The organism is Solwaraspora sp. WMMD792, assembly GCF_029626105.1.
GTDB lineage: Bacteria > Actinomycetota > Actinomycetes > Mycobacteriales > Micromonosporaceae > Micromonospora_E.
The window spans coordinates 2,354,833-2,378,532 of record NZ_JARUBH010000009.1 but is presented as its reverse complement, the minus strand read 5'-3'; the positions used below and the strand labels follow the sequence as shown (position 1 = coordinate 2,378,532).

The window sequence follows — 23,700 nt, the reverse complement described above, 5'->3', positions numbered from 1 at the left end:
GACCAGCGGATGAACGCCCGTACCCGGCGGGTCAGCGGTGTACCAGCCCGCCACCGACCTCGATCACCTGACCGGTGACCGCACCGGAGTGAGGGCTGGCCAGGAAGCGGACGGTGGAGACGATGTCGTCAGGGTCGAGTCGGCGCTGCACCGCCTGCCGGTGCAGGATCGCGGCGTCAACCGCGGCCTCGTCGACCGGGGCGTTCCCGGCGAGTTCCCGTTCGCCCTCGGTACGGATCGCGCCCGGCGAGATCGCGTTGACCGTCGTGCCGTCGGGCCCGAACGCGCGGGCCAGCGAACGGGTGAGACCGACCAGCGCCGCCTTGCTCGACACGTACGACGGCCCGGACGGGCCGCCCAGGCGGACCGTGGCCGAGGTGACGTTGATGATCCGGCCGCCGCCACGGTCCCGCATCCCCGCCGCTAACGCCTGGCTGAGCAGCATCGGGGCGGTGACGTTGACCGCGAACGTCGCCTCCCATTCGGCCAGCGGCAACTCGTCGATCCAGACATTGGACGCCCGCGCCGCGTTGTTGACCAGTACGTCGACCGGTCCGGCCGCCTCGGCCAGGGCCAGCACCTCGGCGGGGACCGACAGGTCCGCCTCGACGATCCGGGCGTGCGCGCCGGCCGCCCGGCACCGTCCGGCGACGGCCTCCGCCTCGTCGGCGGCGGCCAGGTGGTGCAGCACCAGGGTCGTCCCCGGCGCGGCGAGACCGGTCGCGAGGGCCGCGCCGATGCCGCGTCGGGCCCCGGTAACCAGGATCGTCCGATTCATGAGCTGATCCTGCGGCCGGTCCACTGCCACGTCAACGACGACCGTCTCGCGTCGCTGTTGCCTGCGTCGTCGATGATCAACAGCATGGTCCTGAAACGCTGGGCGAACGCCCGGGAGAACCGCCGCCAGCGGCGCAGGTCGGCCCGCTCCCGCAGTGTCGACGGCTGCTGGGATGGCTGCGACTGCTGCGACCTGGGACTGTTCTCGACCCTGTTGACCGTCGGCGCGCTGGCGGCGACCGCCACCCGGGCACCCCTGCTGGACCGGGCGGGGGAGACGGCCATCCGCGGCTACCGGCGCTGGCTGTCGCCGTACTGGCCGGGCCGTTGCCGGTTCACGCCCACCTGCAGTGCGTACGGCCTGGCTGCGGTGCGCACCCACGGCCTCGGTATCGGCGGCCGGCTGGCCGCCGCCCGGCTGCGCCGCTGCCGCCCCGACGTGCCGTACGGCACCGTCGATCCGGTGCCGCACGGCACCCGGTGACGCCGCGTAGGACCGGCCAGCTGAACGGTGCCGCCGGCCAGCGGGTCAGCCGGCGGCCGGGCCGACCGAGGCCGCCGCGCGGGCGGCCGCCGCGTCCGGCGCGGCCAGCGCGGCCCGGGCCAGCCGCTGACAGTCCTCCAGGGTGTGCGCGGCGAGCGCGGCCCGCACCGCCGGCACCGACCGGGCCGACATCGACAGGCTGGACACCCCGAGCCCGGTCAGCACTACGGCCAGGGCCGGGTCGGCGGCCGCCTCACCGCAGACCCCGACCGGTTTGCCGGCGGCCGCACCGGCCCGCGCGCAGGCGGCGATCAGCTCCAGCAGGACCGGCTGCCACGGGTCGAGCAGGTCGGCCAGGTCGCCGCAGAGGCGGTCGGCGGCGAACGCGTACTGGCTCAGATCGTTGGTCCCGATACTGAGGAAGTCGACGTGCCGCAGCAGCGCCTCGGCCCGCAGCGCGGCCGCCGGGACCTCCACCATCACGCCCACTGTGGGTAGCCCGACCGCGCGGGCCAGCTCGGCGAACTCGGCCGCCTCCGCCGGCGTGGTCACCATCGGTGCCATCACCCACACCTCGGTGCCGGTGGCCCCAGCGGCCTGTGCGATCGCGTCGAGCTGGGTGCGCAGTACCTCGGGGCGGCGCCGGGCGGTCCGCAGCCCGCGTACGCCGAGCGCCGGGTTCGGCTCTTCGCCGGCGTGCAGGAACGGCAACGGTTTGTCCGCGCCGGCGTCCAGGGTCCGCAGCACCACCTTGCGGTCACCGGCGGCGGTGAACACCTTCGCGTACGCGGTGACCTGCTCGTCGTGACCGGGCGGCTCGGCGCGGTCCAGGTAGAGCAGTTCGGTGCGGAACAGGCCGACGCCTTCCACGTCGTCGACGAGGTCGGCGGCGGAGCCGACGTTGGCCAGCAGGGTCACCGGATGTCCGTCGGCGGTGCGTCCCGGGCCGCTGGTCGCCGCCAGTTCCGCCCGGCGTTGCTGTTCCCGCCGGCGGGTCTCGGCGACGGTGTCGTCGTCGACACCGGCGGTGACGTCGCCGGTGGTGCCGTCCACTGTGACCAGGGTGCCGTCCGGTACGTCGAGAATGCCTGGGCACCGTACGACCGCCGGCAACCCGAGCGCCCGGGCCACGATGGTGGTGTGGCTGGTCGGCCCGCCGGCTGCGGTGACCAGGGCGAGCACCCGGGCCGGGTCGAGCCCGGCGGTGTCGGCCGGGGCCAGGTCCCGGGCGCTGAGGATGAACGGCACGCCCAGGTCGGGCACGCCGGGCATCGGTTCGCCCAGGCAGACCGCGACCGCACGGTCGCGCAGGTCGTCCAGGTCGGCGACCCGTTCGGCGAGGTACCCGCCGGCGGCCGCGAACGCCGCCCGGTGCTCGGCGAGCGCGGCGTCGATGGCGTGCGGCGCGTCGGCACCGGCGGCCACGCGGGCCCGTGCCGCCTCGTGCAGCACCGGGTCCTCGGCCATCATCACCTGCGCCCGCAGGATCTCCGCCGCCGTCGGGTCGGTCGCGGTGCCGGCCCGCCGGCCCAGCTCGGTGGCGACCGCCACCAGGGCGGCGACCGCCCGGTCCGCCTCGGCGGCCGAGTCGTCGACCGGCACCGGCGCGGGCAGCCGGGGCGCCTCGGCCACCCGGTGCACCGGGCCGGCGGCCAGCCCGGTGCTGACGCCGAGCCCGGTGTGCAGCTCAGCCACGACCGGCCGCCGTGGCACCGGCGCCGTCACCGCCGGGCTCGGCGTCGAGGTCGCGGGCGAGCAACGCGGCAAGCTCGTCGAGCGCGGCGTCGGCGCCGTCACCGTCGGCTTCCAGGGTCACCTCGGTACCCTGCTTCGCGCCGAGGGAGAGCACCGAGAGCATGCTGCGGGCCGGCACCGCCGGCCGACCGGCGGTGCTGATCATCACCGGCACCGGCGCGGTGGCGGCGGCGGCGACGAACAACGCGGCGGGCCGGGCGTGCAGTCCGCTGGCGGAGCCGACGGTGACGGTACGGGTAGGCATGGCTGCCTCCTTTGTCCCTGGTGGGGGTCAGGGCTCGATGGATTCCTGGGTCAGGGCTCGATGGTGACTTTGATGGCTTCGCCCCGGGCGACCACGTCGAAGGCGTCGAGGGCCCGGTCCAACGGCAGCCGGTGAGTGATCAGATCGGCGACCGGTACCGCGCCGCTGGCGATCAGGGCGAGCGCCTCGGCGTTGTGCGACGGGCTGGAGCCGTTGGCGCCGACGATGGTCAGCTCCCGGTAGTGCACCAGGTTGGAGTCGCAGGCGATGACCGGCTTGTCCTTGGGTAGACCGCCGAAGAAGCTGATCCGGCCCTGCCGGGCGGTCATCTGCAACGCCTGTTCCTGGGCGACACCGGCGGCGGTCGCGGTGATCACCACGTCGGCGCCGCGTCCGTCGGTCAACTTCTTGATCTCGTCGATCACGTCGGTTTCGGCACCGCAGACGGTGGCGTCGGGATGCACCAGCGCGGCGGCCAGGTCGAGCCGCTCCCGGTTGACGTCGACCAGGAAGACCCGGGCGGCGCCGCGCGAGCGGGCCAGCCGTACGTGCAGGCAGCCGATCGGGCCGGAGCCCATGATGACGACGTCGTCGCCCGGGCCGACCCGGGCCAGGTTCTGCCCGTTGAGTACGCAGGCGAGCGGCTCGGCCACCGACGCCTCGGCGTAGCTGACCCCGTCCGGGATGCGGTTGAGCCCGTCGACGGCGAGCACCTTGGCCGGGACCACCATGTGCTCGGCGAACCCACCGTCGTAGTGGTAGCCCATCGACTCCTGGTTGGGGCAGACCGTCATCCGGCCGCGCCGGCACTCGCCGCAGGTGCCGCACGGGATGGCCGCGATCACCTGGACCCGGTCGCCAGCCTGCCACCCGGTGACCTCGGCGCCGACCTCGACGACCTCGCCGGCGATCTCGTGGCCCATCACCCGGGGCGGGGCGATGTGGTGATGACCGTAGTTGCGGATCTTGACGTCGGTGCCGCAGGTCGAACAGGCCCGGACGCGGATCAACACGTCGCCGGGGCCGGGCTGCGGCTGCGGTGCCTCCTCGATCCGGACGTCGCCGGGGGAGTGGAACCGGACGACCTTCATGTGGAGCTCTCCTCTCCTACCGGCGCGAGCAGCCGGAGCACGTCGTCGATCTCGGTGGCCTCCCGCAACTCGCGGGCCTGTTCCGGGTCGAGCAGGATCTGGGCGAGGGCGGCGAGCAGCTCCACGTGGCCGTCGCCGCGCGCCGCGATCGCCACGCAGACGGTGACCGGGGATCCGGCCCAGTCCACCCCGTCGGGGAAGCGCAGCACGGCGAGCGCGTCGCGGCGTACCGCTTCCTTGCCGGCCAGGGTGCCGTGCGGGATCGCCACACCTTCCCCGACGTAGGTGGAGATGGACTGCTCGCGCTGCAGCATCGCGGCGATGTACTCCTCGGTGACCGCACCGAGCTCGACCAGCACTTCGCCGCAGCGGCGCACGGCGGCGACCCGGTCGCCGGCCTGTTCGGTCAGCCGGACGGCCCGGCGCTCGAGCAGAGCGCCGGGGTCCGATTGCGGTTCAGCCATCGAGTTGGCCGCCCTGCTGCACTGCGGCCACCAGCCGGGCGACGGCCGGGTCGCCGAGGAAGATCTGCACCGGGACGACCACCTTGCCGGGTGCGCTGACGCGGGCCCGGTCGGCCAGCCCTTGGTGGCAGACAATGACGTCGGCGTCGGCCGGAATGGAGTTGACCGGGGTGTGCTCGACGGTCACCTGCTGCTTCTTGAGCTGCTTGCGCAGTTGGCTGGCGAGCATGACGCTGCTGCCCATGCCGGCGTCGCAGGCGACGACGACCTTGCGGATGCTCTGGGCGTCGATGGTGGCCATCGTCATGCCTCCGTGGCGGTCGGCCGGTGGGTACCGGCGGTCGGGGTGGCGTGGTACGCGTGCGCACCGGCGGGCGTGTCCGTGGTGACGGCCTGCGGGCCGGTGTTCTCCTCGACCGGTTCCTTGCCCTCGCCGCGGCCGAAGCCGAGCAGCACCGAGGCGACCGCGAAGGAGACCGCCGCGGAGATGATCACGCCGAGCAGGACGCCGAACCAGCCGCCCCGGGGAGTGACCGCGAAGTAGGCGAAGATGCTGCCCGGCGACGGGGTGGCGACCAGACCGGCACCGGTGACCATGAAGGTCCACACACCGGCCGCGCCGCCGGCGATCATGGCGAGGATCAGCCGCGGCTTCATCAGCACGTACGGGAAGTAGATCTCGTGGATGCCGCCGAGGAAGTGGATGATGATCGCTGCCGGGGTGCTGGCGCGCAGCAGCCGGGGGCCGAACAGCAGGAAGGCGACCAACAGGCCGAGACCCGGGCCGGGGTTCGACTCGATCATGAACAGGATCGAGTCGCCGTCGGTGGCCGCCTCGGCGACGCCCAGCGGACCGAACACGCCGTGGTTGATCGCGTTGTTGAGGAACAGCACCTTGGCCGGCTCGACCAGGATCGACACGAACGGCAGCAGGCTGTGATTGACCATCCAGTCCACCGCGGATCCGGCGGCGTCGGTGACGGTCTGCACCACCGGGCCGATCACCCAGGTGCCGACCAGCGCCATACCACCGCCGATGATGCCGGCGGAGAAGTTGTTGATCAACATTTCGAAGCCGGCCGGGATCTTGTCCTCGATCAGGCCGTCGAAGAGCTTCAGCAGGTACGCGGTCAGCGGGCCGATGATCATCGCACCGAGGAACATGGGGATGTCGGCGCCGACGATGATGCCGACCGTGGCGACCGCGCCGACCACCGCGCCGCGCTGGCCGTGCACCAGCCGGCCACCGGTGTAGCCGATCAGGACCGGCAGCAGCGTCAGGATCATCGGGTCGACGAGTTCGGCCAGGGTCGCGTTGGGGATCCATCCGGTGGGGATGAACAGCGCGGTGATCAGACCCCAGGCGATGAACGCGCCGATGTTGGGCATCACCATGCCGGCGAGGTAGCCGCCGATTCTCTGGATCGTGGCCTTTACCCCGGTGCCCTGCACCTGGGGTGTGTAGTCGGTGGCCATGGTCTGCTGCTCCTTCTATGTGCGGGGGTAGGGAGTAGGCGATCGGTCTGGGGTATCGAGGTGACGGGTCATCCTTGGGTGACGAGTTGTTGCAGGTCATCCGGTCGGGGGTGCAGTCGTACGGTGTGCCGGCGCAGGTCGGCCGGCCCCGGCATCCGGCTGCCCGGCAGGCTGACCGCCGCCGCCCCCCAGGCCAGCCCTTCGGCGAGGGCGTCCGGCCCGCTGGCACCTGCGGCGAGGAAACCGGCGAGCAGCGCGTCACCGGCGCCGACCGTGCTGCGCGGCTGGTCGACGGGGGAGTCGCCGGTGCGCACCCCGTCGGCGTCGACCAGCACGGCACCCTGCGCCCCGAGGCTGGCCAGCACGGTGCCGGCACCCCAGGCGCGGACCTGTCGGGCGGCGTGGACCACGTCGCCGAGGCCGTCCAGCGGCCGCCCGACGGCCTCGGCCAGCTCCTCCCGGTTGGGTTTGACCAAATCGGCTCCGGCCTCGGCGGCGGCCCGCAGCGGTGGGCCGCTGGTGTCGACGGCGAGCCGGAGCCCGGCGTCGAGCAACTGCCGGCACAGCGCGGTGAACCCGTCCACCGGCAGTCCCGGTGGCAGACTGCCGCAGACCACCACCCAGTCGGCCTGGTGCGCGGTGTCCAGCAGCCGGGCGGTGATCGCGTCGAACTCCTCCCGGCTCAGGGTCGGCCCGGGCTCGTTGACCTTGGTGACGGTGCCGTCCGGCTCGGCGAGGGTGATGTTGGACCGGGTCCGCCCGGCGATCGGCACGGCGACCACCTCGACCCCCTCGGCGGCCAGCAGCCGGACGAGTTGACCGCCCTCGTCGCCGCCGCAGGGCAGCACGGCGACCGACGGTACGCCGTTGGCGAGCAGCGCCCGGGACACGTTGACGCCTTTGCCACCGGGGTCCAGGCGGGCACCGGTGGCCCGGATGACCTCGCCGCGGACCAGGTCGTCGATCTCGACGGCGCGGTCCAGACTGGGGTTGAGGGTGAGGGTGAGGATCATGCCCGTACCACCCGTGGCCCGGCCGCTTCTACCTCGGCGACGAGGTCCGCGTTGAGGCCGTTGTCGGTGATCAGCGTGTCGATGTCGGCGAGCCGGCCGAACCGGGCCAGGTAGTCGTTGCCGATCTTGGTGTGGTCGGCCAGCACGACCGACCGGCGGGCGGCGCCGATCATGGCCCGCTTGACCGCCGCCTCGGCCGGGTCCGGTGTGGTCAGACCACGCTCGACGGAACAGCCGTTGGTGCCGATGAAGGCCACGTCGACGTACACGTCGGCGAGTGGACGAAGCGCCCAGTCGTCGACGGTGGCCATCGTGCGACCGCGTACCCGGCCGCCCAGCAGCAGGACGTTGAGGTTGCTGCGGGCACCGAGGACGGTGGCCAGCGCCGGCGAGTTGATCACGACCGTGAGTTCCCGGTCGGCCGGCAGGATCGCGGCCAGCCGGGCGGTGGTGGTGCCGGCGTCCAGGATGATCGCGCCCTCGTGGGGCAGCTCGGCCAGCGCGGCCTTGGCGATCCGTTCCTTCTCGGTGGTCAGCACCGCGTCCCGGGTGGCGAGCGCGGGCTCGAAGCCGATCCGTTCGACCGGGATCGCACCGCCGTGCACCCGACGCAGTACGCCGGCCCGCTCGAGGGTGGTGAGATCGCGCCGGATCGTCTCGGCGGTCACGTTGAGTGACTCGGCGAGCGCGGTCACGTCGACCCGCCCGTCGGCCCGGGCCAGCCGGACGATCTCCTGCTGCCGTTCCTCGGCGTACATGTGGTTTCACCGCCGTTTCGTTTTGCTTCAGGTTTGTTTACGCCCGAGCTTGTGGGATGTCAAGAGGGGCGGCGAACGAATTTGGATCTTGGCCGCTCGGCTGACCTGCGGAACTGGCGGTGCCGCTCCTTGGCCGGTAGGTCGGCCGCAACCGGGAATCCGCTCATCCACCGGCCGTCCGCCGGTCGCCCACCCGAACATGGCTGTCTGCCTGGCTGCGCCGGCCGCAGCGAATGGGGTAGGTCTGACCGGCGACGCCGGTCGACCGGGGTCAGGCCGGGACACCGGCGGGCCAGGGGGTCAGGCTGAGGTGCCGGCGGGTCAGGCTGGGGTGCCGGCGGGCCAGGGGGTCAGGCCGGGTCGCCGTGACCCGTGCCCGCCGGGGCGGGGCCGGGCCTGACCAGGTCGGGCCGGGTCGCCTCCAACGCCGCCGCCACGGCGAGGACGGTGCGGTCGTCGCCCGGCCGCGCGCCGAGCTGCACCCCGATCGGCATCCCGGCGTCGTCGCGCCCCCAGGGCAGACTGATCGCCGGCCCGCCGGTCACGTTGAACATTCCCACGAACGGCGAGATCGCGAAGATCTCTCGAAACAGCTCGCCGGCCGGCCGGTCGGTGTGCAGCTGCCCGAGCGGTGGTGCCGGCCGCGCGGTGGTCGGGCTGAGCAGCAGGTCGACGCCGTCGAGGACGGCAGCCAGCTCACCGGCGAGCCGGCGCAGTGCCATCGTCGCCCGGACCTGGGTACGGGCATCGGCCCGCCGGCCCCGCTCGACGAGGTCGAGCACCGCCGGTTCCAGAGTGTCCGGCCCGGCGTACCGTCCGGTGGCGGCGCAGATGTCGTCGACCGCGGTGGCCAGGTGGCCGGCGATGACCGCACCGAGCACCGGGCCGAGCCGGCCGGCCGGCTCCACCGGCCCGACCGGGACCACCCGGTGACCGGCGGCGGCCAGCTCGGCTGCGACGGACTCGGCGGCACCCCGGTACGCCGGATGTACCGGGGTGCCGTCGGGTGCCTCGGTGAGCAGCCCGACCCGCAGGGCCCGGCCGGGACCCGTCGAACCGACCGCACCAGTCCACTGGACACCGTCCACCGGGTACGGCTCGCCGGCGGCCAACCCGCTGCTGACGGCCAGCAACAACGCGGAGTCCGCGACGGTGCGGGTGATGGCGTGCTCGTGGCTGAGCCCCGACCAGTCGTCCACCCGGTACGGCCCGGCCGGGTTGCGGCCTCGGGTCGGCTTGAAGCCGATGACGCCGCACCAGGCCGACGGGATCCGGATGGACCCGCCGCTGTCGCTGGCGTGCGCCGCCGGCACCATCCCCGCGGCAACCGCCACGGCCGCGCCGCCGCTGGAGCCACCGGCGGACCGGTCCGGCCGCCACGGGTTGCGGGTCGGCCCGTGCAGCACCGGCTCGGTGGTGATGTTCAGCCCGAACTCCGGCGAGTTGGTCCGTCCGATGATCAGCGCTCCGGCCTGTTCCAGGCGGCGCAGCAACGTGCTCGTACCGGCCGGTGCCAGGCCGACGGCCAGCCGGCTACCCCGGGTCAGCGGAAAGCCGGCGACCTCGGCGTGCAGGTCCTTGACCAGGTACGGCAGCCCGGCCAGCGGTCCGACCGGTCGGCCACCGGCGGCGGCCAGGCGACGCAGCGCCGGTTCGGAGTCGACCGCCACCACCGCGTTGAGCCCGGCGTCACGCTCCTCGATGCGGCGTACCGCCGCCTCGACGACCTCCCGGGCGTGCACCCGGCCGGACCGTACGGCGGCGGTCAGCTCGATGATCGACCCGTCCAGTAGCTCCAATGCCCCGCCTCCCGTTCGAGCCCCACCCGGTCGACGGGTGGTCAGTCCGCCGCCGCCTCGACCAGCTTCGCCGCCAGCGACTGCGGATCGGTGAACAGGACCTCGTGTGAACCCGGCATCTCGACCAGCCGGAACTCGCCGAGCCGCTGCGACTGGCCGGGATGCCAACGGAACTCGTCTGGCGGGAACGCGACGTCGTCGACCGCGTACAGGTACGAACGGGGGACCGGCAGGTCGGCGAACCCGGGCAGCGCGACCGGTTCCGCGGCCCGGGCCAGTGGCTCCGGGGTCAGCCGCGCGTAGGCGGCGCGGGCGGTCTGCTCGTCGGCGTCGCTGATGAACGCTCGGAACGCCTCGTACGGCAGCATCAGGGTGCCTTCCGGGGTGGCCAGGCTGGTGAAGGCGGCGGCGGCCGACGGCGGCACATGCTGGAAGATGGTGTCGCCATCGGCGAGGACGTACGCGTTGTGGAACACCAGGCGGCGGAGCCGGTCCGGTACGGCGACCGCGACGGCCTGCACGACCGCACCGCCGAGGCTGTGTCCGACGAGCACCACGTCGCGCAGGTCGGCCCGCCTGATCAGTTCGGCGACGGCACCGGCGGTGCGTGCGAAGGTCACCGTCGGGTCGGCGGCGGCGCCGTTGCCCGGCAGGGTGGGCGCGTGGACCTCGTGTCCGGCGGCGGTGAGTACCTGCCGGACGCCGTCCCAGCAGCTGCCGTCGTGCCAGGATCCGTGGACGAGAACGAAACGCATGTCGGGTGCCTCCGTCGCGGTCGGTGGGCCCGACGGTAGGCCGGCCGGCGCACGGCGGGTTATCGCCGTCGCGCCGGATCGCTGTCGGGATCCTGCCCGCTGTGGCCGGCCGGTCGGCCGGCGCGTTGCTCGCTGCGCCACCGCGCGGGCGGGGCGCCGTACCGGGTGCGGAAGAGTGCTCCAAGATGCGACGCCGACGCGAAGCCGTACCGGTGGGCGAGCTGCGCGACCGGGACGTCGGACCCGGCGAGCGCGATGGCGCAGGCGTCCAGCCGACGCTGCTGGATCCAGCGGTGCGGGGTGGTGCCGTCGGCGGCGAACGCCCGGTGCAGCTGCCGCGGGGACACCGCCAGCCGGCGGGCCAACCACGGCACCGACAACGCCGGTTCGGCCAGCGAGTGCTCGATCAGCCGTTCCGCCGCGGTGCGCAGCGCGGCCACCGGGTCGGCGTCGACGGCGACGCCGGCACCGTGCAGCGTGGCGGTGAGGGTGGTGTCGACCATGGCGGCGACCGCTGGCCGCTGCCCGGCCCTGGCGGCTGCGGCAGCGTTCATCAGGTGCGGCAACTGCCGGCACAACGCCCGGCCCACCGGGTCCAACGCCGCGGAGCGCACCGGCCCGTCGAGGCCGGGGAAGCGGGCCGTGACGAGTGCGCGGGGCAGCGCCACGAACAGCACGTGGGCCGGTGCCGGGTAGTCGACGTCGAACGCCTCTGAGCCGGGGACGACGACCAGCCGGTCCGGGCCGATCGGGTCGGTGCCGCCCCGATGCGTGATGCTGCCGGTGGCCCGCTGGCCGAGTAGCAGGAACACCCCGTCCGCGGCGTCGGGTCCGGTGGTGTCGTGCGGTCGGCGGGAGGAGTGCAGCGCGGCGACCGCGGCGGAGATGAGCCGCAAGGGTCCCAGTGGCACCTCGGTGATGCGGGCACGGAACCGGCTCGGATCGCGGATCGTGACGGTCTGCTGCACCAGGGTGTGTCGCAGCGCGGAGTTGAACTCGCGCAGCCCGGCCGGCCCGTCGAAACCCTGGCGTCGCAGCGGCACGCGTCCTCCCTCTGCCGGCCCGGTCGGTGCTGCTGACCTGCTGACCTGCGGACCAGCTGACCTGCGGATCAGCGTACCGGTCCGGGTCCCATGGTCACTCGAGCCGACGGCAACGACTCAACCAATGTTCCGATTTACGGCGAACGACACGCTTGGTCGTATTCATTCTGTTACAAAGCTTTTGTCAGTTGAGTAGCTACTTCTGGAGGCCCGTCCATGACCTCGCCAGCGGCCTGCCTCGCAGCCGAACCGACGATGCCGACCAGTCGTCCCCGCCGCTACGACCGGGTCAAGCGGGTGTTCGACGTCGTGGGCGCGGCGACCGCCCTGGTCGTCGGCGCGCCGCTGTTGGCGGGGGTCGCCCTGCTCATCCTCGCTACGCTGGGCCGGCCGGTGTTCTTCCGGCAGGTGCGACCCGGCCGGGACGGCGAACTCTTCGAGATGGTCAAGTTTCGCACCATGCTCAAGGTGGATCCGGCCCGCGGCCTGGTCACCGACGCCGACCGGCTCACGCCGGTCGGCCGCTGGCTGCGCGCCAGCAGCCTCGACGAACTGCCCGAGTTGTGGAACGTCCTGCGCGGTGAGATGAGCCTGGTCGGCCCGCGTCCCCACCTGGTGAAGTACCTGGAGATCTACACGCCCTGGCAGGCCCGACGGCATGAGGTGCGACCCGGAATCACCGGCCTGGCCCAGGTCCGCGGCCGCAACGAGCTGGCCTGGGAGGACAAGTTCGCCTACGACATCGAGTACGTGGACAATCGCAGTCTCCGGCTCGACCTGCGGATCCTGGTCGAGACCGTCCGGGTGGTGCTGCGCCGGGAAGGGATCGCCGCGCCGGGGGCGGTCACCTGGCACGAGTTCACCGGGACCCCGACGCCGCCGGACCCGGTCCCGGCGGCCGGCCCGGTCCCGGCCGCCGCGCCCGACGGTTCGGCAGCAACCTCCCGTCGACCCCGCGGTGACCTGGCCGGCCGGTGCCGCAGTTGAGCCGGACCAGGATCCTGCTCTTCGGCTCCACCGGACTGCTGGGCCGGCAGATCCACGCTGCGCTCACGGCGGACGCGGTGGTGACCGCACCGACCCGGGCCGACTGCGATCTCGCCACGACGGGCGTGGCCGAACTCGCCCGGCTGCTCGCGGCCGTCCGGCCGGACGTCGTGGTCAACTGCGCCGGCCGCACCGTTGGTGACAACGCCGAGCTGATCCGGATCCACCTACAGGCTGTGGCCGCGCTCGCCGAGGCGATGGCCGACGTCGTGCCCGGCACCCGGCTGGTGCGGATCGGCTCCGCCGCCGAGTACGGCGTCGTGCCCAGTGGCCGCCCGGTGGGCGAGGACGATCCGGCCAGGCCGGTGAGCCCGTACGGGTTCAGCCACCTGGCCGCCACCCAGTTCGGCGAACTGGTCAGCACCGACGGACGGGTCGAGGTCGTCACGTTGCGGGTGTTCAACCCGGTCGGGCCGGGCCTGCCGGTGGACAGCGCGCTGGGGCGGGCGGCCGCTCTGCTGCGCTGCGGCGGGCGGTCACCGCTGGCGGTGCGGCTGCTGGACACCGTGCGCGACTTCGTCGACCTGCGCGACATCGCCGCCGCGGTCCGCGCCGCCGCGCTCGCCACCCGCCTGCCGCACCGGCTGTTCAACGTGGGCAGCGGGCGGCCGGTCGGGGTCCGGGAGGCGGTCACCTGTCTGGCCCGGGCCGCTGGTCACAGCGGCGAACTCGGTACGGGGGAGTTTTCCCCGACGGTGAACCGGTCCGCCGCCGTCCCCTGGATGTGCGCGGACATCAGCCGTGCCCGGCAGGTGCTCGGCTGGTCACCCAGCTACGACCTGACGGACTCGGTGAAGGCCCTGCTTGCGGATCACCACGACGGTGGCCCCCACAGCCGCAGATAGCGGCTGACCATCGCGTTGGTCTGCCGCGGCACCTCGAACTGGAAGAAGTGGCCCGAGCCCACCACCTGGCCGATCACGGCCTCGGGCACGAGCTCCCGGAGCCGTCCGTAGTCGGCGAACGGTGCCGGGCCACCGATGTAGAGCAGCCGGCGTCCCCACGCGGTCAGCGCGGCGTCGCCACCGGCCTCGACGAAGTCGGCGAGACCGTCGAGGGTGGCGGCGGCGACGGTGTCACTCGGCCGCAGCATCTGGTCGATCGTCCAGTCGACCAGCCGGGGGTCCGACTCGGGAATGAAGAACGACCGGATGATGTCGATCCGGGCCTGGCGCGGGTCCGCGCCGCGGATGGACTCCGCCAGCGCGGCCACCTGCTCCGAGGTGCCGGGCGGCACGGCCACCGACGCGTCCAGCAGCAGCAGCGCCGCGACCCGGTCGGTCGCCTGCGCGGCCGCGGCCAACGACCAGACCCCGCCCATGCTGTGCCCGATCAGCACGACGTCGTCCATCTCGAGTTCGACCATCAGGTCCCGCAGGTCGGCACCGAGTTCGGGAACGCTGAAGCCGCGGTCTCCGGCGGGGCTTGCACCGTGTCCCCGCATGTCCACCGAGATGATCCGCCGCCGCCAGCTGGCCAGGTGGGCGGCGAGTGGCTTCATGAACCGGTGGTTACAGCACCACCCGTGTACGAGCAGGACGTCCTGTCGGCCGCGGCCGGTCTGCCAGTAGCGCATCCCGGCGGCCGTGCGGTCGTGACTCACGTTGGCCTCCTTCGCTTCGGCACATGCCGTGCCCCCGATACGGCCTGTAATCATTGTGCCTCATCTGGTTACTTTCGGCATCCGTGGTCTACCGTCCGTCTCCTGCCGGTCACGGATCACCCGCCCTGGGTGATCCCCTGCGGGTGGTGGACGGGTCATGCTGGCGCCAGGTGGACCGACGGAGGACGACTGAGGGGAGCGGCGATGACCGACGTGATCGGTCAGTTCTTCGACGGTCTCCAGGCGCGCGGCGACGGTCGACTGCCGCCGCCGGTCAGCGGCACGATCCGGTTCAACCTCACCGCCCCGGACGGCGGTATCCGCAGCTGGTCGGTGACGTATCGGGACGGCCATGCCGTGCTCGAGCGTGACCCGGAGCAGGTCGACTGCACCATCGACACCTCGGAGGAGACCTTCCAGGCACTGATCGAGGGCCGGGAGAACAGCATCTCGTTGCTGCTGCGCAACGGCGTGTCGGTCCGGGGCGACCTGCCGCTGTTCCTGACCTTCCGCCGACTGCTGCCGCTGCACGCGGACAGCGCCGGGGCGGAGTCGAGGGCCCGGCCGGTCGCCGAGCCGGTCGGCGCCCGCCCGGCCACCGCGAAGCCGGTCAGCATCCTCTACGGAAACCTGTTCATGGTCAGCGACCGCCGGGGCGACATCGAACCGGTGCCGTCCGCACCGTTCGGCTTGTTCTTCTACGACACCCGCTTCCTGTCCTACTGGCGGCTGACCGTCGACGGACAACGGATGAACACCCTGTCCATCGACGACCTGCAGTACTTCGAGTCGCGGTTCTTCCAGGTGCCGGGCGAGCCGACGCACTACGTGGACGCCACCATCTCGGTGTTCCGGCACCGCTGGATCGGCGACGCGTTCACCGAGCAGATCGCCGTGTTCAACCACCGGGAGGAGCCCGTCCGGCTGAGCCTGCGCATCGACGCGGGGGCCGACTTCGCCGAGGTGCTGGAGGTCAAGGACGGTTACCACACCGAGCGCGAAATCGAGGTTACGGCCGAGCCTGACGCGCTGCGGTTCCGCTACGAGCGGGGCACCTACTTCCGTGAGACGATCCTGTCCAGCAGTGTGCCGGCCAGCATCGATCCCGGCGGCTTGACCTTCGAGCTGGCCCTCGACGCCCACGACACCTGGTGCACCGATCTGACGGTGAAGACCTTCGTCCGTGGGGCCGGGAACCGCGATCTGCGCGAGAGCCTGCGCAGCTACGCCGAGCGGCCCAAGCCCGAAGTGCACCGGGAACTCGACGAGTGGATGGCCCGGGCACCGAAACTGACCTGCGACCATGAACCGCTGCGGGAGGCGTACCAGCAGAGCGTCGTCGATCTGGCGGCGCTGCGCTACAAGGGCGTCAACTTCCGTGACATGCTGCCGGCGGCGGGGATGCCCTGGTTCATGACGTTCTTCGGCCGGGACAGCCTGATCAGCTGCCTGCAGGCGCTACCGTTCCTGCCCGCCACCACCGTGCCCGCGTTAGCGATCATGGCGCTGGCGCAGGGCACCCGCGAGGATCCGTTTCGGGCCGAACAGCCCGGCAAGATCCCCCAGGAGAGCCGGTACGCGGAGGCCGCGCTGTTCAACGAGGTCTCGCACGCCTCGGACTTCTCCGCCGCCGACACCACCCCGTTGTTCATCGTGCTGCTCGACGAGTACGAACGGTGGACCGGCGACACCGCACTGGTACGTGACATGGAATTCGAGGCCCGCGCGGCACTGGACTGGATCGACCGGCACGCGGATCTGGTCGGCACCGGATACGTCTGGTACGGGCCCCGGCCGGCCCGCACCGGGGAGCTGAACCAGAGCTGGAAGTGCTCGCCGGGCGCGGTCAGCTTCCAGGACGGGCGGGAGGCGACCTTCCCCCAGGCGACCTGCGAGATCCAGGGCTACGTGTACGACGCGCGGTTGCGTGGCGCCCGGCTGGCCCGGACCTGCTGGGGTGACCACGCCTTCGCGGACCGGCTCGAACAGCAGGCGGCCGAGCTGCGGGACCGGTTCAACCGGGACTTCTGGATCGCCGACCGCGGCTACTACGCCCACGCGCTGCAGGCCGACGGCAGCCGGGTCGACGCGCTCACCTCCAACATCGGTCATCTGCTGTGGAGCGGCATCGCCGAACCCACCAAGGCACGGTCGGTCGTACGGCATCTGATGAGTCCGCAACTGTTCGGCGGCTGGGGGATCCGCACCCTCGCCACCGAGGCGCGGCGGTTCAACCCGGTCGGCTACCACACCGGCTCGGTCTGGCCGTTCGACAACTCGCTGATCGCCTGGGGACTGTGGCGGTACGGCTACCGGGAGGAGGCGGCCCGGGTGGCCGGGGCGGTGCTGGAGGCGTCGCAGTACTTCGGGGCCCGGCTGCCCGAGTGCTTCGCCGGCTACGACCGGTCGTTGACCAAGTACCCCGTCCCGTACTCCGCCGCGGGCAGCCCGCACGCCACCTCGGCCGGCGCGACGCTGCTGTTCCTGCGGGTGCTGCTCGGTCTCGACCCGTACGACGGCGACCTGATCATCGACCCGGCCGTTCCGGAGGGGATGGGGCACATCGAGCTGCACGACATCCCGGGACGCTGGGGCCTGCTCGACGCCTTGGGTCGGGGCCGGCGTGACCTGGCCCGGCCGCGTCGCCGCACCCGCCGTCCCGGTGATCCGCTGCGGGCGGCGCTATGACCTCGCCGCCCGTCACCGCTACCACGACCTGGCGCAACTGGTCCGGTGGGTTGACCTTCGAGCCGGCCACGGTGGCCCGGCCGGAGTCGGTCGCCGCGCTGTGCCGCGTCCTGCGCGCCGCCGCCGAGCAGGCGGTGACGGTACGGCCGGTTGGCGCCGGGCATTCGTCCGCGCCGCTCGTGCAGACCGGGGACGTCCTGCTTAGCCTGGACCGGCTGCCCGCCGGGGTACTCGAACCGCCGCACAACCGGCAGATCTGGGTCGGTGCCGGCACCCGGCTGCACGACCTGGGCCGCCAGTTGCGCCACCACGGACTCGCGATGCCGAACCTCGGCGACGTCGACACCCAGGCGTTCGCCGGTGCCGTCTCGACCGGTACCCACGGCAGCGGCCTGGGCCTGCCGAACCTGTCCGCCCAGGTGACCGGGGTCCGACTGGTCACCGCGGCCGGACAACCGGTGCAGATCGACGCCGACAGCGACCCCGACCTCTTGCCGGCCGCCCAGGTGTCGCTCGGCGTGCTGGGTGTGTTCACCGCGCTGCGGACCCGGCTGGTCCCCGCGTTCCAGGCCCGGCGGCGGGAGTGGGGCCTGCCGGTGGAGGCGTGCCTGACCACGTTCGACGAGCTGCTGAAAATCAACCGCAACGTCGACTTCTACTGGTATCCGCGGCGTGACGACGCGCACCTGCGGACAGTGAACCCGGTTACCGACGATCCCGGCCCGGACACGCTGCCCGGCAGCGGCTGCACCGAGGAACGGATCGGCTCCAGCGACGCCGCGCTGATCAAGCGGCGGTCCCTGCGTTTCCACGAGATCGAGTACTTCGTTCCGGCCGCGGCCGGTCCGGCCTGCTTCCGAGAGGTCCGGCACCGGATCCGGACCCGGCACCGGGAGCACGCCGCCTGGCGGGTGCTCTACCGGTATGTGGCTGCCGATCAGGCGTTCCTCAGCCCGGCGTACGGTCGGGACAGCATCACCATCTCGGTGCACCAGAACGCGACGCTGCCGTACCGCGAGTTCTTCGCCGACGTGGAACCGATCTTCCTGGCCCATGATGGGCGGCCGCACTGGGCGAAGATCCACCGGCTGGAAGGCCGGGATCTGCTTGCCCGCTACCCGCAGGCGGACCGGTTCCTCGCCGTCCGTGAGCGACTCGATCCCGACGGGCGGTTCCTCACCGACTACCTGCGTCGGCTGCTCGGCCTGTGACCGAGCTGCTAGGCCGGTGACCGAGCTGCGGCTGGGCCGGTGACCGGGCTTGCGGGTCCGGCCCATCCGGCGGGCCTAAGATTGCCCCGTCCCGCAACCGGGTAGCAGAGGCACCGTCCGCCGCATCGACGGGCCACAAGATTCGCCGCGCCACGGGCGGGCAGGAACTGGAGTGGGGAGCCGTGCGACCGACCGCAGCCAGCAACGAACCGTCCACCGACCTGCCGGGCGGCACGCCACCCGGGACGTCGCGCCGGGCGTTGATCGCCGTCGCCGTCGTCGCCGCCCTGCTGGTGGCGGCGACGATCGTGGCGGTGGTGGTGAACGCAGTGGGCTCACGCCCGGCTACCGACGGCGACGTGGCGTGGACGGTGCAGACACCGCGCGAGGGGTGGACCGAGGCGCGGCTGGAGATCCCCGACGGTGCACCAGAGATTCAGGTGGTAGCCGCCGACCTCGGTGATCAGCTGCTGCGGGCGGAGACTCCGGTCGGCGGTGCGGCCGCGCCGGAGGTGACCACCTCCGACGGCGTGGTCCGGGTCGGACTGACCGATACCGGGTACGACGGTGCCGGCGAGCTGCGAGTCACCGTCCACAGCGATCTGCTCTGGTCGGTCCGGGTGCTGGGCGGGGCGACCAGCACCCGGGTCGATCTGACCGGTGCCCGGGTCTCCCAGGTGGACGTCGCAGGTGGCGCCAGCGCGTTGGACCTGGCGCTGCCCGAGCCGTCCGGCACGGTCGTTGTCCGGATGTCCGGCGGCGTCAGCACCTGGCGGATCGAGTTGCCGGAGCGGACGCCGGTGCGGATCCGGCTGGGCTCCGGCGCGGGCAGCGTCGACCTGGACGGCGAGCGGCGCGACGGGGTTGCAGGCGGCGAGTCGGTGATCTCGACGGACTGGGACGAGGCCACCGACCGCTACGACATCGACGCCGTCGCCGGGGTCGCCGACCTCACGGTGACCCGGCGGTAACCAGGCTTTCCCCGCCGGCTGGGGCGCCGCCTTGGTGAACGGCGCTGGCCGGCTCAGCGGCGCGTCGGAAGGTCCTGTCGTTCAGCGGCATGCGCGCCGAGCGTCGGTGCGCCGCCATGCAGGAGCGCCTGAGCGGTGTGGACGGCAGTCTCCGGGGCCTCCTCCGGCGCGGGGAACGCCGGCAGGTGCCGGTCGGCCCGGCCGGCGAACAGCGCCACCTCGTAGGCCACCGAGTCCATGTCGGAGCCGGCGTCGAAGACGGCTGCGATGATGGCACCACCGGGTGTCGCGGCGATGAACAGGAACGCCGTACCCATCTGGACGACGATCTGTCGAACCCGGCCGGTGTCGGCGTGCTGACCGACCGCGACGGCGAGGGCGCGCAGACCCGCCACCAGGCCGGACAGCTGTTCGCCCAGCTCGTGGTCGACCCCTTTGGACCAGGCCAGAAGGATGCCGTCGGGGGAGAGCGCCACCGCCTGTTGCGCCTGCGGCACCCGGTCCACCAGGTCGTCCAGCAGCCGGGAGACGTCACCAGTGGTGACCACGGGGTATGCCATGGAGGGTCTCTCTTTCGGTCGGTGCGCGTTCCCGGCCAAACAGTACCCTCGACCTGACCCGTCAGTGCGTAACGGCACGAATCACCGGAATAGATTTCTGATCCATGGTGGAGGCGCGGGCCGCGCCTGCGGCGAGTGGGACGACGAGCGGGGTGCCGCTGGCCGGGTCCTCGATGACCATCACCCGCAGCCCGAACACCTCCCGGACCAGCTCTGGAGTCAGGATCTCGCCCGGTGCGCCGCTGGCCAGCACCTGTCCGTCCTTCATCGCGACCAGGTGTCGGGCGTAGCGCGCGGCGAGATTGAGATCGTGCAGCACCATCACCACGGTGCGGCCGCCCTCCCGGTGCAGCCGGTCCACCAGTTCGAGTACGTCGATCTGGTGCGCCAGGTCGAGATAGGTGGTCGGCTCGTCGAGCAGCAGGATGTCGGTGCCCTGGGCGAGCGCCATGGAGATCCAGGCCCGTTGCCGCTGGCCGCCGGAGAGCGTGTCCACCGGATGTTCGGCCAGGTCGGTGAGGCCGGTCCAGGCCAGTGCCTGGGCGACGACCTCCTCATCGGTCCGGGACCACTGGCGCAGCCAGGTCTGATGCGGCTGGCGGCCACGGGCGACCAGGTCCGCCACGGTGAGCCCGTCCGGCGCGGTCGGAGCCTGCGGCAGGATGCCGAGTCGGCGGGCGACCTCCCGGGTCGGCAACCGCTGGATCCGCTCGCCGTCGAGGAGTACCTCCCCGGCGGTGGGCCGCAGCAGCCGGCCGAGGGCGCGGAGCAGGGTCGACTTTCCGCAGCCGTTCGGCCCGACGATCGCGGTGACCGATCCGTCGACGATGTCCAGGTCCAGGTGCGGGACGACCACCTGGTGGCCATACCCGAGCCGCAGGGCCCGGGTCCGTAGCCGGGGTGCATTTCCGGTAGGTCGGGTTTCGCGCGGTTCGGGTCCGGGCACAGTCACCGGCAGTTCTGCGAGGTCGGTCATTTTGGCTGCTCCTCGGCGTCGGTCGGCGAGTCCCGCGTTCCATGAAGGGTAGCCTTACCGAAGCTCCGGTTCCACATCGAGACCGGGTGGTGCATCTCCACCGGCTAGGTACTCTCGGTAGTGGCCCGTCGAGTTTCTGTGACGTGCGGTGGCCTGAACTGGGCATCTGTTTCCCATTTTTGACTACTCGAGGTGACCTTCGTCGGTCGATGGGCTCCGTTCGCCGGCCTGGTCGCACCCTTGACGCCTCTCGTGGTGCCCAGTAGCGTCTCAGATTAAGAACCTAGAACCACAATATGAGTCGCAATGAACTGGGGTTAGCCATGAGATTGCGTACCTTGCGGGTGGTCGGCGCCGCGCTGCTGGTCACCGCCGTCGCCGCGGCCTGTGCCGAGAATCAGGACCCGGGCAGTGAACCCGGCACACCGGCCGAGACGACGACCATCGACTTCGGGGTCGGCGTCGATCCCGCGTACTCGCCGATCTACCTGGCCGATCAGCAGGACCTGTTCGCCGAAGCCGGGCTCGACGTCACCGTCACGCAGTACCAGGAAGGCACCGGTGGCCTCGACGCGATCCTCGCCCGCGAGGGTCAGGTCACCGCGAGCACCGAATCGAGCCTGCTCAACCGGGCCACCCGGGGAGACGTCAAGGGCATCGCGGTCTTCTCCCAGTCGCCGGACTTCATCAAGCTCGTGGTCCGCGACGAGATCGGCGAGGTCGCGGACATCTCGCGGTACGGCGTGGTGACCGGAACGGTCAACGAGTACGCCACCAACAAGATCCTCGACAGCTACGACATCAGCCGCGACGCCGTCGAGTTCGTCACCTCCTCGCCAGCGGAGATGCCGGCGCTGCTGCAGCGCGGCGACATCGACGGCTACATCATGTGGGAGCCGTGGCCCTCGCGCGGTGTCGAGGGCGGCGGCAAGATCCTGCTCACCAGCGGTGACGTCGGCTACGTCTACAACCTGATCATCGGGGTGGACGGAGCCTGGTACGAGGCCAACCAGGAGGCCGCCGCCACCCTGGTGGACACGATCGGCGAGGCATGTGAGCAGATCACCGCCGATCCGCAGGTCGCCGGCACCGCCACCGAGAACGCCATCGAGGTGCCCGCGGCCGAGGCCGTCGAACTGCTCGACGGCGTGCAGTGCCAGGTCCGCGACTTCACCGACGAGGACCTGCAGCGCTACGCCGAGATCGCCCAGTTCCAGCAGGACAGCGGGATCGTGTCCGACCCGGCCGACCCGGCCGAGGTGATGATCCGGGGCGTGGCGTGACCGGGCGGACGGCCACCTCCGCCGGACGGGGACCGGAATCCGGTCCCCGTCCGGCGGGCTCCCCGGTGCAGGTCCGCGACGTCGACATCCGCTTCGACGACTTCGAGGCGGTCGCCGGGGCGACGCTCGACATCGCCGGCGGGGAGTTCGTCTGCCTGCTCGGCCCCAGCGGCTGCGGCAAATCGACCCTGCTGAACGCGATCGCCGGGTTCGTCCGGCCGGCCGCCGGGCAGGTGCTGTGCGCGGGCGAGCCGGTCACCGGCCCGGACGTCAGCCGGGGCGTGGTGTTCCAGAGCGCCGAGGCCCTGTTCCCGTGGCTGACCGTACGCCAGAACGTGGCGTTCGGCCCCCGGATGCGGGGTGTGCCGCGTGCGCAGCGGGCCGGGATCGTCGACCGCTACCTGACCATGGTCGGCCTCAGCCACAGCGGCGACCGGTTCCCCAGCCAACTATCCGGCGGCATGCGCCAGCGGGCCCAACTCGCCCGGGTGCTGGCCAACGAGCCGTCGGTGGTGCTGATGGACGAGCCGTTCGGCGCGCTGGACGCCCAGACCCGGCTGGTCATGCAGGCCGAACTCGACCGCATCTGGCGCCAGTCCCGGCCCACCATCCTGTTCGTCACCCACGACATCGGCGAGGCGATCCTGCTCGCCGACCGGATCGTCACCATGACCGCAGGCCCGGCGGCCCGGATCAAGCAGGTGTACCCGGTGGACCTGCCCCGGCCGCGGGAACTGACCGATCCGGCCGCCGCCGGGCTGTTCCGCGTGCTGCGCGAGGACATCGGCACCGAGGTCGCCCAGACCCTGCGCGCCCAGGGTCTGGACGACGGGCACGGCCTGAACGGAGGTGGCGGCTGATGGCCGTCGACGTGCAACGTCCACCGGCGGCCCGGGCGGCCGGGCCCCGCCCACGCCGCTTCGCCGGCCGGCGTCGACACACCCGCGTCGTGCTGTCGGTTCTGTCGGTGCTGCTCGGCCTGCTCATCTGGGATCTGGTCAGCCGCAACTACACCGCGTTCTTCCTGCCCTCACCCCGGTTGACCGGGCAGGGGGCGGTGGAGTTGGCGACCAACGGGACGCTGTGGGACTCCGTCTGGGCGTCCAGCCAGCGCATTCTGAGCGGCTGGGGGCTGGGCGTACTGATCGGGGTGCCGGTCGGGCTGCTGATGGGCCGCAGCCGGCTGCTGCGGCTGATGCTCGACCCGTACATCCAGTTCTTCCGGTTCGTGCCGCCGATCGCCTTCGTCACCCTGGCGATCATCTGGCTCGGCCCGGGTGAAGCCTCGAAGATCGCGTTGATCTTCTACACCACGGTCTTCATCGTGGCGCTGAACACCCTCGCCGGGGTGCTCGCCGTCGACGAGCTGAAGCTGCGGGCGGCGCGGGCGCTGGGCGCCGGGCCGGTCCGCACCCTGGCCTCGGTGATCCTGCCCGCCACGGTGCCGTACGCCGTCACCGGCGCCCGGCTGGCGATGGGCAACTCGTTCCTCACCATCGTCTCCGCGGAGATCGTCGCGGCGCAGAGCGGCCTCGGCTCGCTGATCTGGACCGCCCGCAACTACGCCAAGACCGAGTGGGTGTTCGTCGGCATCATCGCCCTCGGCCTGCTCGGCTACCTGTTCGACTGGGTGCTGCGCACGGTCGCCCGCGCCAGCCTGCGCCGCTACGGCGTCACCTTCTGACCGGTTCGGGTTCCGGGC

General features: G+C 72.1%; 24 protein-coding genes. 9 read left to right on the top strand and 15 right to left on the bottom strand.

Annotated features, from left to right (window positions below; translation table 11 throughout):
- Window positions 1-31 precede the first annotated feature (31 nt).
- Window positions 32-778, bottom strand: a complete 747-nt coding sequence (locus O7629_RS12330; protein ID WP_278169301.1) for an SDR family oxidoreductase — start codon at window positions 776-778, stop codon at window positions 32-34.
- 258 nt (window positions 779-1,036) lie between these two features.
- Here O7629_RS12330 and yidD point away from each other — a divergent pair, with 258 nt between their 5' ends.
- Window positions 1,037-1,261, top strand: a complete 225-nt coding sequence (yidD, locus tag O7629_RS33635) for a membrane protein insertion efficiency factor YidD (protein WP_347403726.1) — start codon at window positions 1,037-1,039, stop codon at window positions 1,259-1,261.
- A 45-nt stretch (window positions 1,262-1,306) separates the two neighbouring features.
- Here yidD and ptsP read toward each other — a convergent pair whose 3' ends face one another.
- From ptsP to O7629_RS12270, 11 genes are all read right to left on the bottom strand, one after another.
- Complete coding sequence (gene ptsP, locus O7629_RS12320) at window positions 1,307-2,956, bottom strand: phosphoenolpyruvate--protein phosphotransferase (protein ID WP_278169297.1); 1,650 nt, start codon at window positions 2,954-2,956, stop codon at window positions 1,307-1,309.
- Window positions 2,949-3,260: an HPr family phosphocarrier protein gene (locus O7629_RS12315; protein WP_123601684.1), complete on the bottom strand. Its 312-nt coding sequence runs from the start codon at window positions 3,258-3,260 to the stop codon at window positions 2,949-2,951. Before O7629_RS12315 ends, ptsP begins: the two co-directional genes overlap by 8 nt.
- Window positions 3,261-3,310: 50 nt before the next feature.
- The gene (locus O7629_RS12310) at window positions 3,311-4,351 is read right to left on the bottom strand and encodes a zinc-dependent dehydrogenase (RefSeq protein ID WP_278169294.1); all 1,041 of its coding nucleotides are present in this window, start codon (window positions 4,349-4,351) and stop codon (window positions 3,311-3,313) included.
- Window positions 4,348-4,815, bottom strand: coding sequence for a PTS sugar transporter subunit IIA (locus tag O7629_RS12305; RefSeq protein WP_278169292.1), 468 nt, complete (start codon window positions 4,813-4,815; stop codon window positions 4,348-4,350). Before O7629_RS12305 ends, O7629_RS12310 begins: the two co-directional genes overlap by 4 nt.
- Window positions 4,808-5,116: a PTS lactose transporter subunit IIB gene (locus tag O7629_RS12300; protein ID WP_278169291.1), complete on the bottom strand. Its 309-nt coding sequence runs from the start codon at window positions 5,114-5,116 to the stop codon at window positions 4,808-4,810. The genes O7629_RS12305 and O7629_RS12300 overlap by 8 nt, the downstream gene beginning before the upstream one ends.
- A 2-nt stretch (window positions 5,117-5,118) precedes the next feature.
- A complete protein-coding gene (locus O7629_RS12295) occupies window positions 5,119-6,291 on the bottom strand; it encodes a PTS mannitol transporter subunit IICB (RefSeq protein ID WP_278169290.1) in 1,173 nt (390 codons plus the stop codon).
- 68 nt (window positions 6,292-6,359) lie between these two features.
- A complete protein-coding gene (gene pfkB, locus O7629_RS12290; RefSeq protein ID WP_278169289.1) occupies window positions 6,360-7,304 on the bottom strand; it encodes a 1-phosphofructokinase in 945 nt (314 codons plus the stop codon).
- Entirely contained in the window at window positions 7,301-8,062 is a 762-nt protein-coding gene (locus O7629_RS12285) for a DeoR/GlpR family DNA-binding transcription regulator (RefSeq protein ID WP_278169287.1), read from the bottom strand. Before O7629_RS12285 ends, pfkB begins: the two co-directional genes overlap by 4 nt.
- Before the next feature lie 350 nt (window positions 8,063-8,412).
- Complete coding sequence (locus tag O7629_RS12280) at window positions 8,413-9,861, bottom strand: amidase (protein ID WP_278169285.1); 1,449 nt, start codon at window positions 9,859-9,861, stop codon at window positions 8,413-8,415.
- Window positions 9,862-9,902: 41 nt separating this feature from the next.
- The gene (locus O7629_RS12275) at window positions 9,903-10,616 is read right to left on the bottom strand and encodes an alpha/beta hydrolase (RefSeq protein ID WP_278169284.1); all 714 of its coding nucleotides are present in this window, start codon (window positions 10,614-10,616) and stop codon (window positions 9,903-9,905) included.
- 59 nt (window positions 10,617-10,675) lie between these two features.
- Window positions 10,676-11,659 (bottom strand): AraC family transcriptional regulator, encoded by a 984-nt coding sequence (locus O7629_RS12270; RefSeq protein ID WP_278169283.1) that lies wholly within the window; start codon window positions 11,657-11,659, stop codon window positions 10,676-10,678.
- 216 nt (window positions 11,660-11,875) lie between these two features.
- On the opposite strand from O7629_RS12270, the gene O7629_RS12265 reads away from it, so the two are divergent.
- Both O7629_RS12265 and O7629_RS12260 read left to right on the top strand, forming a co-directional pair.
- A complete protein-coding gene (locus O7629_RS12265) occupies window positions 11,876-12,646 on the top strand; it encodes a sugar transferase (protein ID WP_278169282.1) in 771 nt (256 codons plus the stop codon).
- Window positions 12,643-13,551 carry an NAD(P)-dependent oxidoreductase gene (locus tag O7629_RS12260; protein ID WP_278169280.1) on the top strand — a complete coding sequence of 303 codons (909 nt, stop codon included), beginning with the start codon at window positions 12,643-12,645 and terminating at the stop codon, window positions 13,549-13,551. The genes O7629_RS12265 and O7629_RS12260 overlap by 4 nt, the downstream gene beginning before the upstream one ends.
- On the opposite strand, the gene O7629_RS12255 is transcribed toward O7629_RS12260, so the two are convergent.
- A complete protein-coding gene (locus O7629_RS12255) occupies window positions 13,518-14,309 on the bottom strand; it encodes an alpha/beta fold hydrolase (RefSeq protein WP_278169278.1) in 792 nt (263 codons plus the stop codon). The genes O7629_RS12260 and O7629_RS12255 overlap by 34 nt on opposite strands.
- 204 nt (window positions 14,310-14,513) lie before the next feature.
- Here O7629_RS12255 and O7629_RS12250 point away from each other — a divergent pair, with 204 nt between their 5' ends.
- The 3 genes from O7629_RS12250 to O7629_RS12240 all read left to right on the top strand — a co-directional run bounded on the left by O7629_RS12250 (window position 14,514) and on the right by O7629_RS12240 (window position 19,179).
- A complete protein-coding gene (locus tag O7629_RS12250) occupies window positions 14,514-16,997 on the top strand; it encodes a glycogen debranching N-terminal domain-containing protein (RefSeq protein WP_278169277.1) in 2,484 nt (827 codons plus the stop codon).
- Window positions 16,994-18,208: a D-arabinono-1,4-lactone oxidase gene (locus O7629_RS12245; protein ID WP_278169276.1), complete on the top strand. Its 1,215-nt coding sequence runs from the start codon at window positions 16,994-16,996 to the stop codon at window positions 18,206-18,208. Before O7629_RS12250 ends, O7629_RS12245 begins: the two co-directional genes overlap by 4 nt.
- A 182-nt stretch (window positions 18,209-18,390) precedes the next feature.
- Window positions 18,391-19,179, top strand: coding sequence for a hypothetical protein (locus O7629_RS12240; RefSeq protein WP_278169274.1), 789 nt, complete (start codon window positions 18,391-18,393; stop codon window positions 19,177-19,179).
- A 53-nt stretch (window positions 19,180-19,232) separates the two neighbouring features.
- On the opposite strand, the gene O7629_RS12235 is transcribed toward O7629_RS12240, so the two are convergent.
- On the bottom strand, window positions 19,233-19,739 hold the full coding sequence (locus O7629_RS12235) for a roadblock/LC7 domain-containing protein (RefSeq protein ID WP_278169272.1): 507 nt from the start codon (window positions 19,737-19,739) through the stop codon (window positions 19,233-19,235).
- A 61-nt stretch (window positions 19,740-19,800) separates the two neighbouring features.
- Complete coding sequence (locus tag O7629_RS12230) at window positions 19,801-20,715, bottom strand: ABC transporter ATP-binding protein (protein ID WP_278169270.1); 915 nt, start codon at window positions 20,713-20,715, stop codon at window positions 19,801-19,803.
- A 323-nt stretch (window positions 20,716-21,038) separates the two neighbouring features.
- Here O7629_RS12230 and O7629_RS12225 point away from each other — a divergent pair, with 323 nt between their 5' ends.
- The 3 genes from O7629_RS12225 (at window position 21,039) to O7629_RS12215 (ending at window position 23,682) form a co-directional block, all read left to right on the top strand.
- Complete coding sequence (locus tag O7629_RS12225) at window positions 21,039-21,998, top strand: ABC transporter substrate-binding protein (RefSeq protein WP_278169269.1); 960 nt, start codon at window positions 21,039-21,041, stop codon at window positions 21,996-21,998.
- A gap of 65 nt (window positions 21,999-22,063) precedes the next feature.
- Entirely contained in the window at window positions 22,064-22,858 is a 795-nt protein-coding gene (locus O7629_RS12220) for an ABC transporter ATP-binding protein (RefSeq protein ID WP_278169268.1), read from the top strand.
- Window positions 22,858-23,682, top strand: coding sequence for an ABC transporter permease (locus O7629_RS12215; RefSeq protein ID WP_278169267.1), 825 nt, complete (start codon window positions 22,858-22,860; stop codon window positions 23,680-23,682). The genes O7629_RS12220 and O7629_RS12215 overlap by 1 nt, the downstream gene beginning before the upstream one ends.
- Window positions 23,683-23,700: the final 18 nt, after the last annotated feature.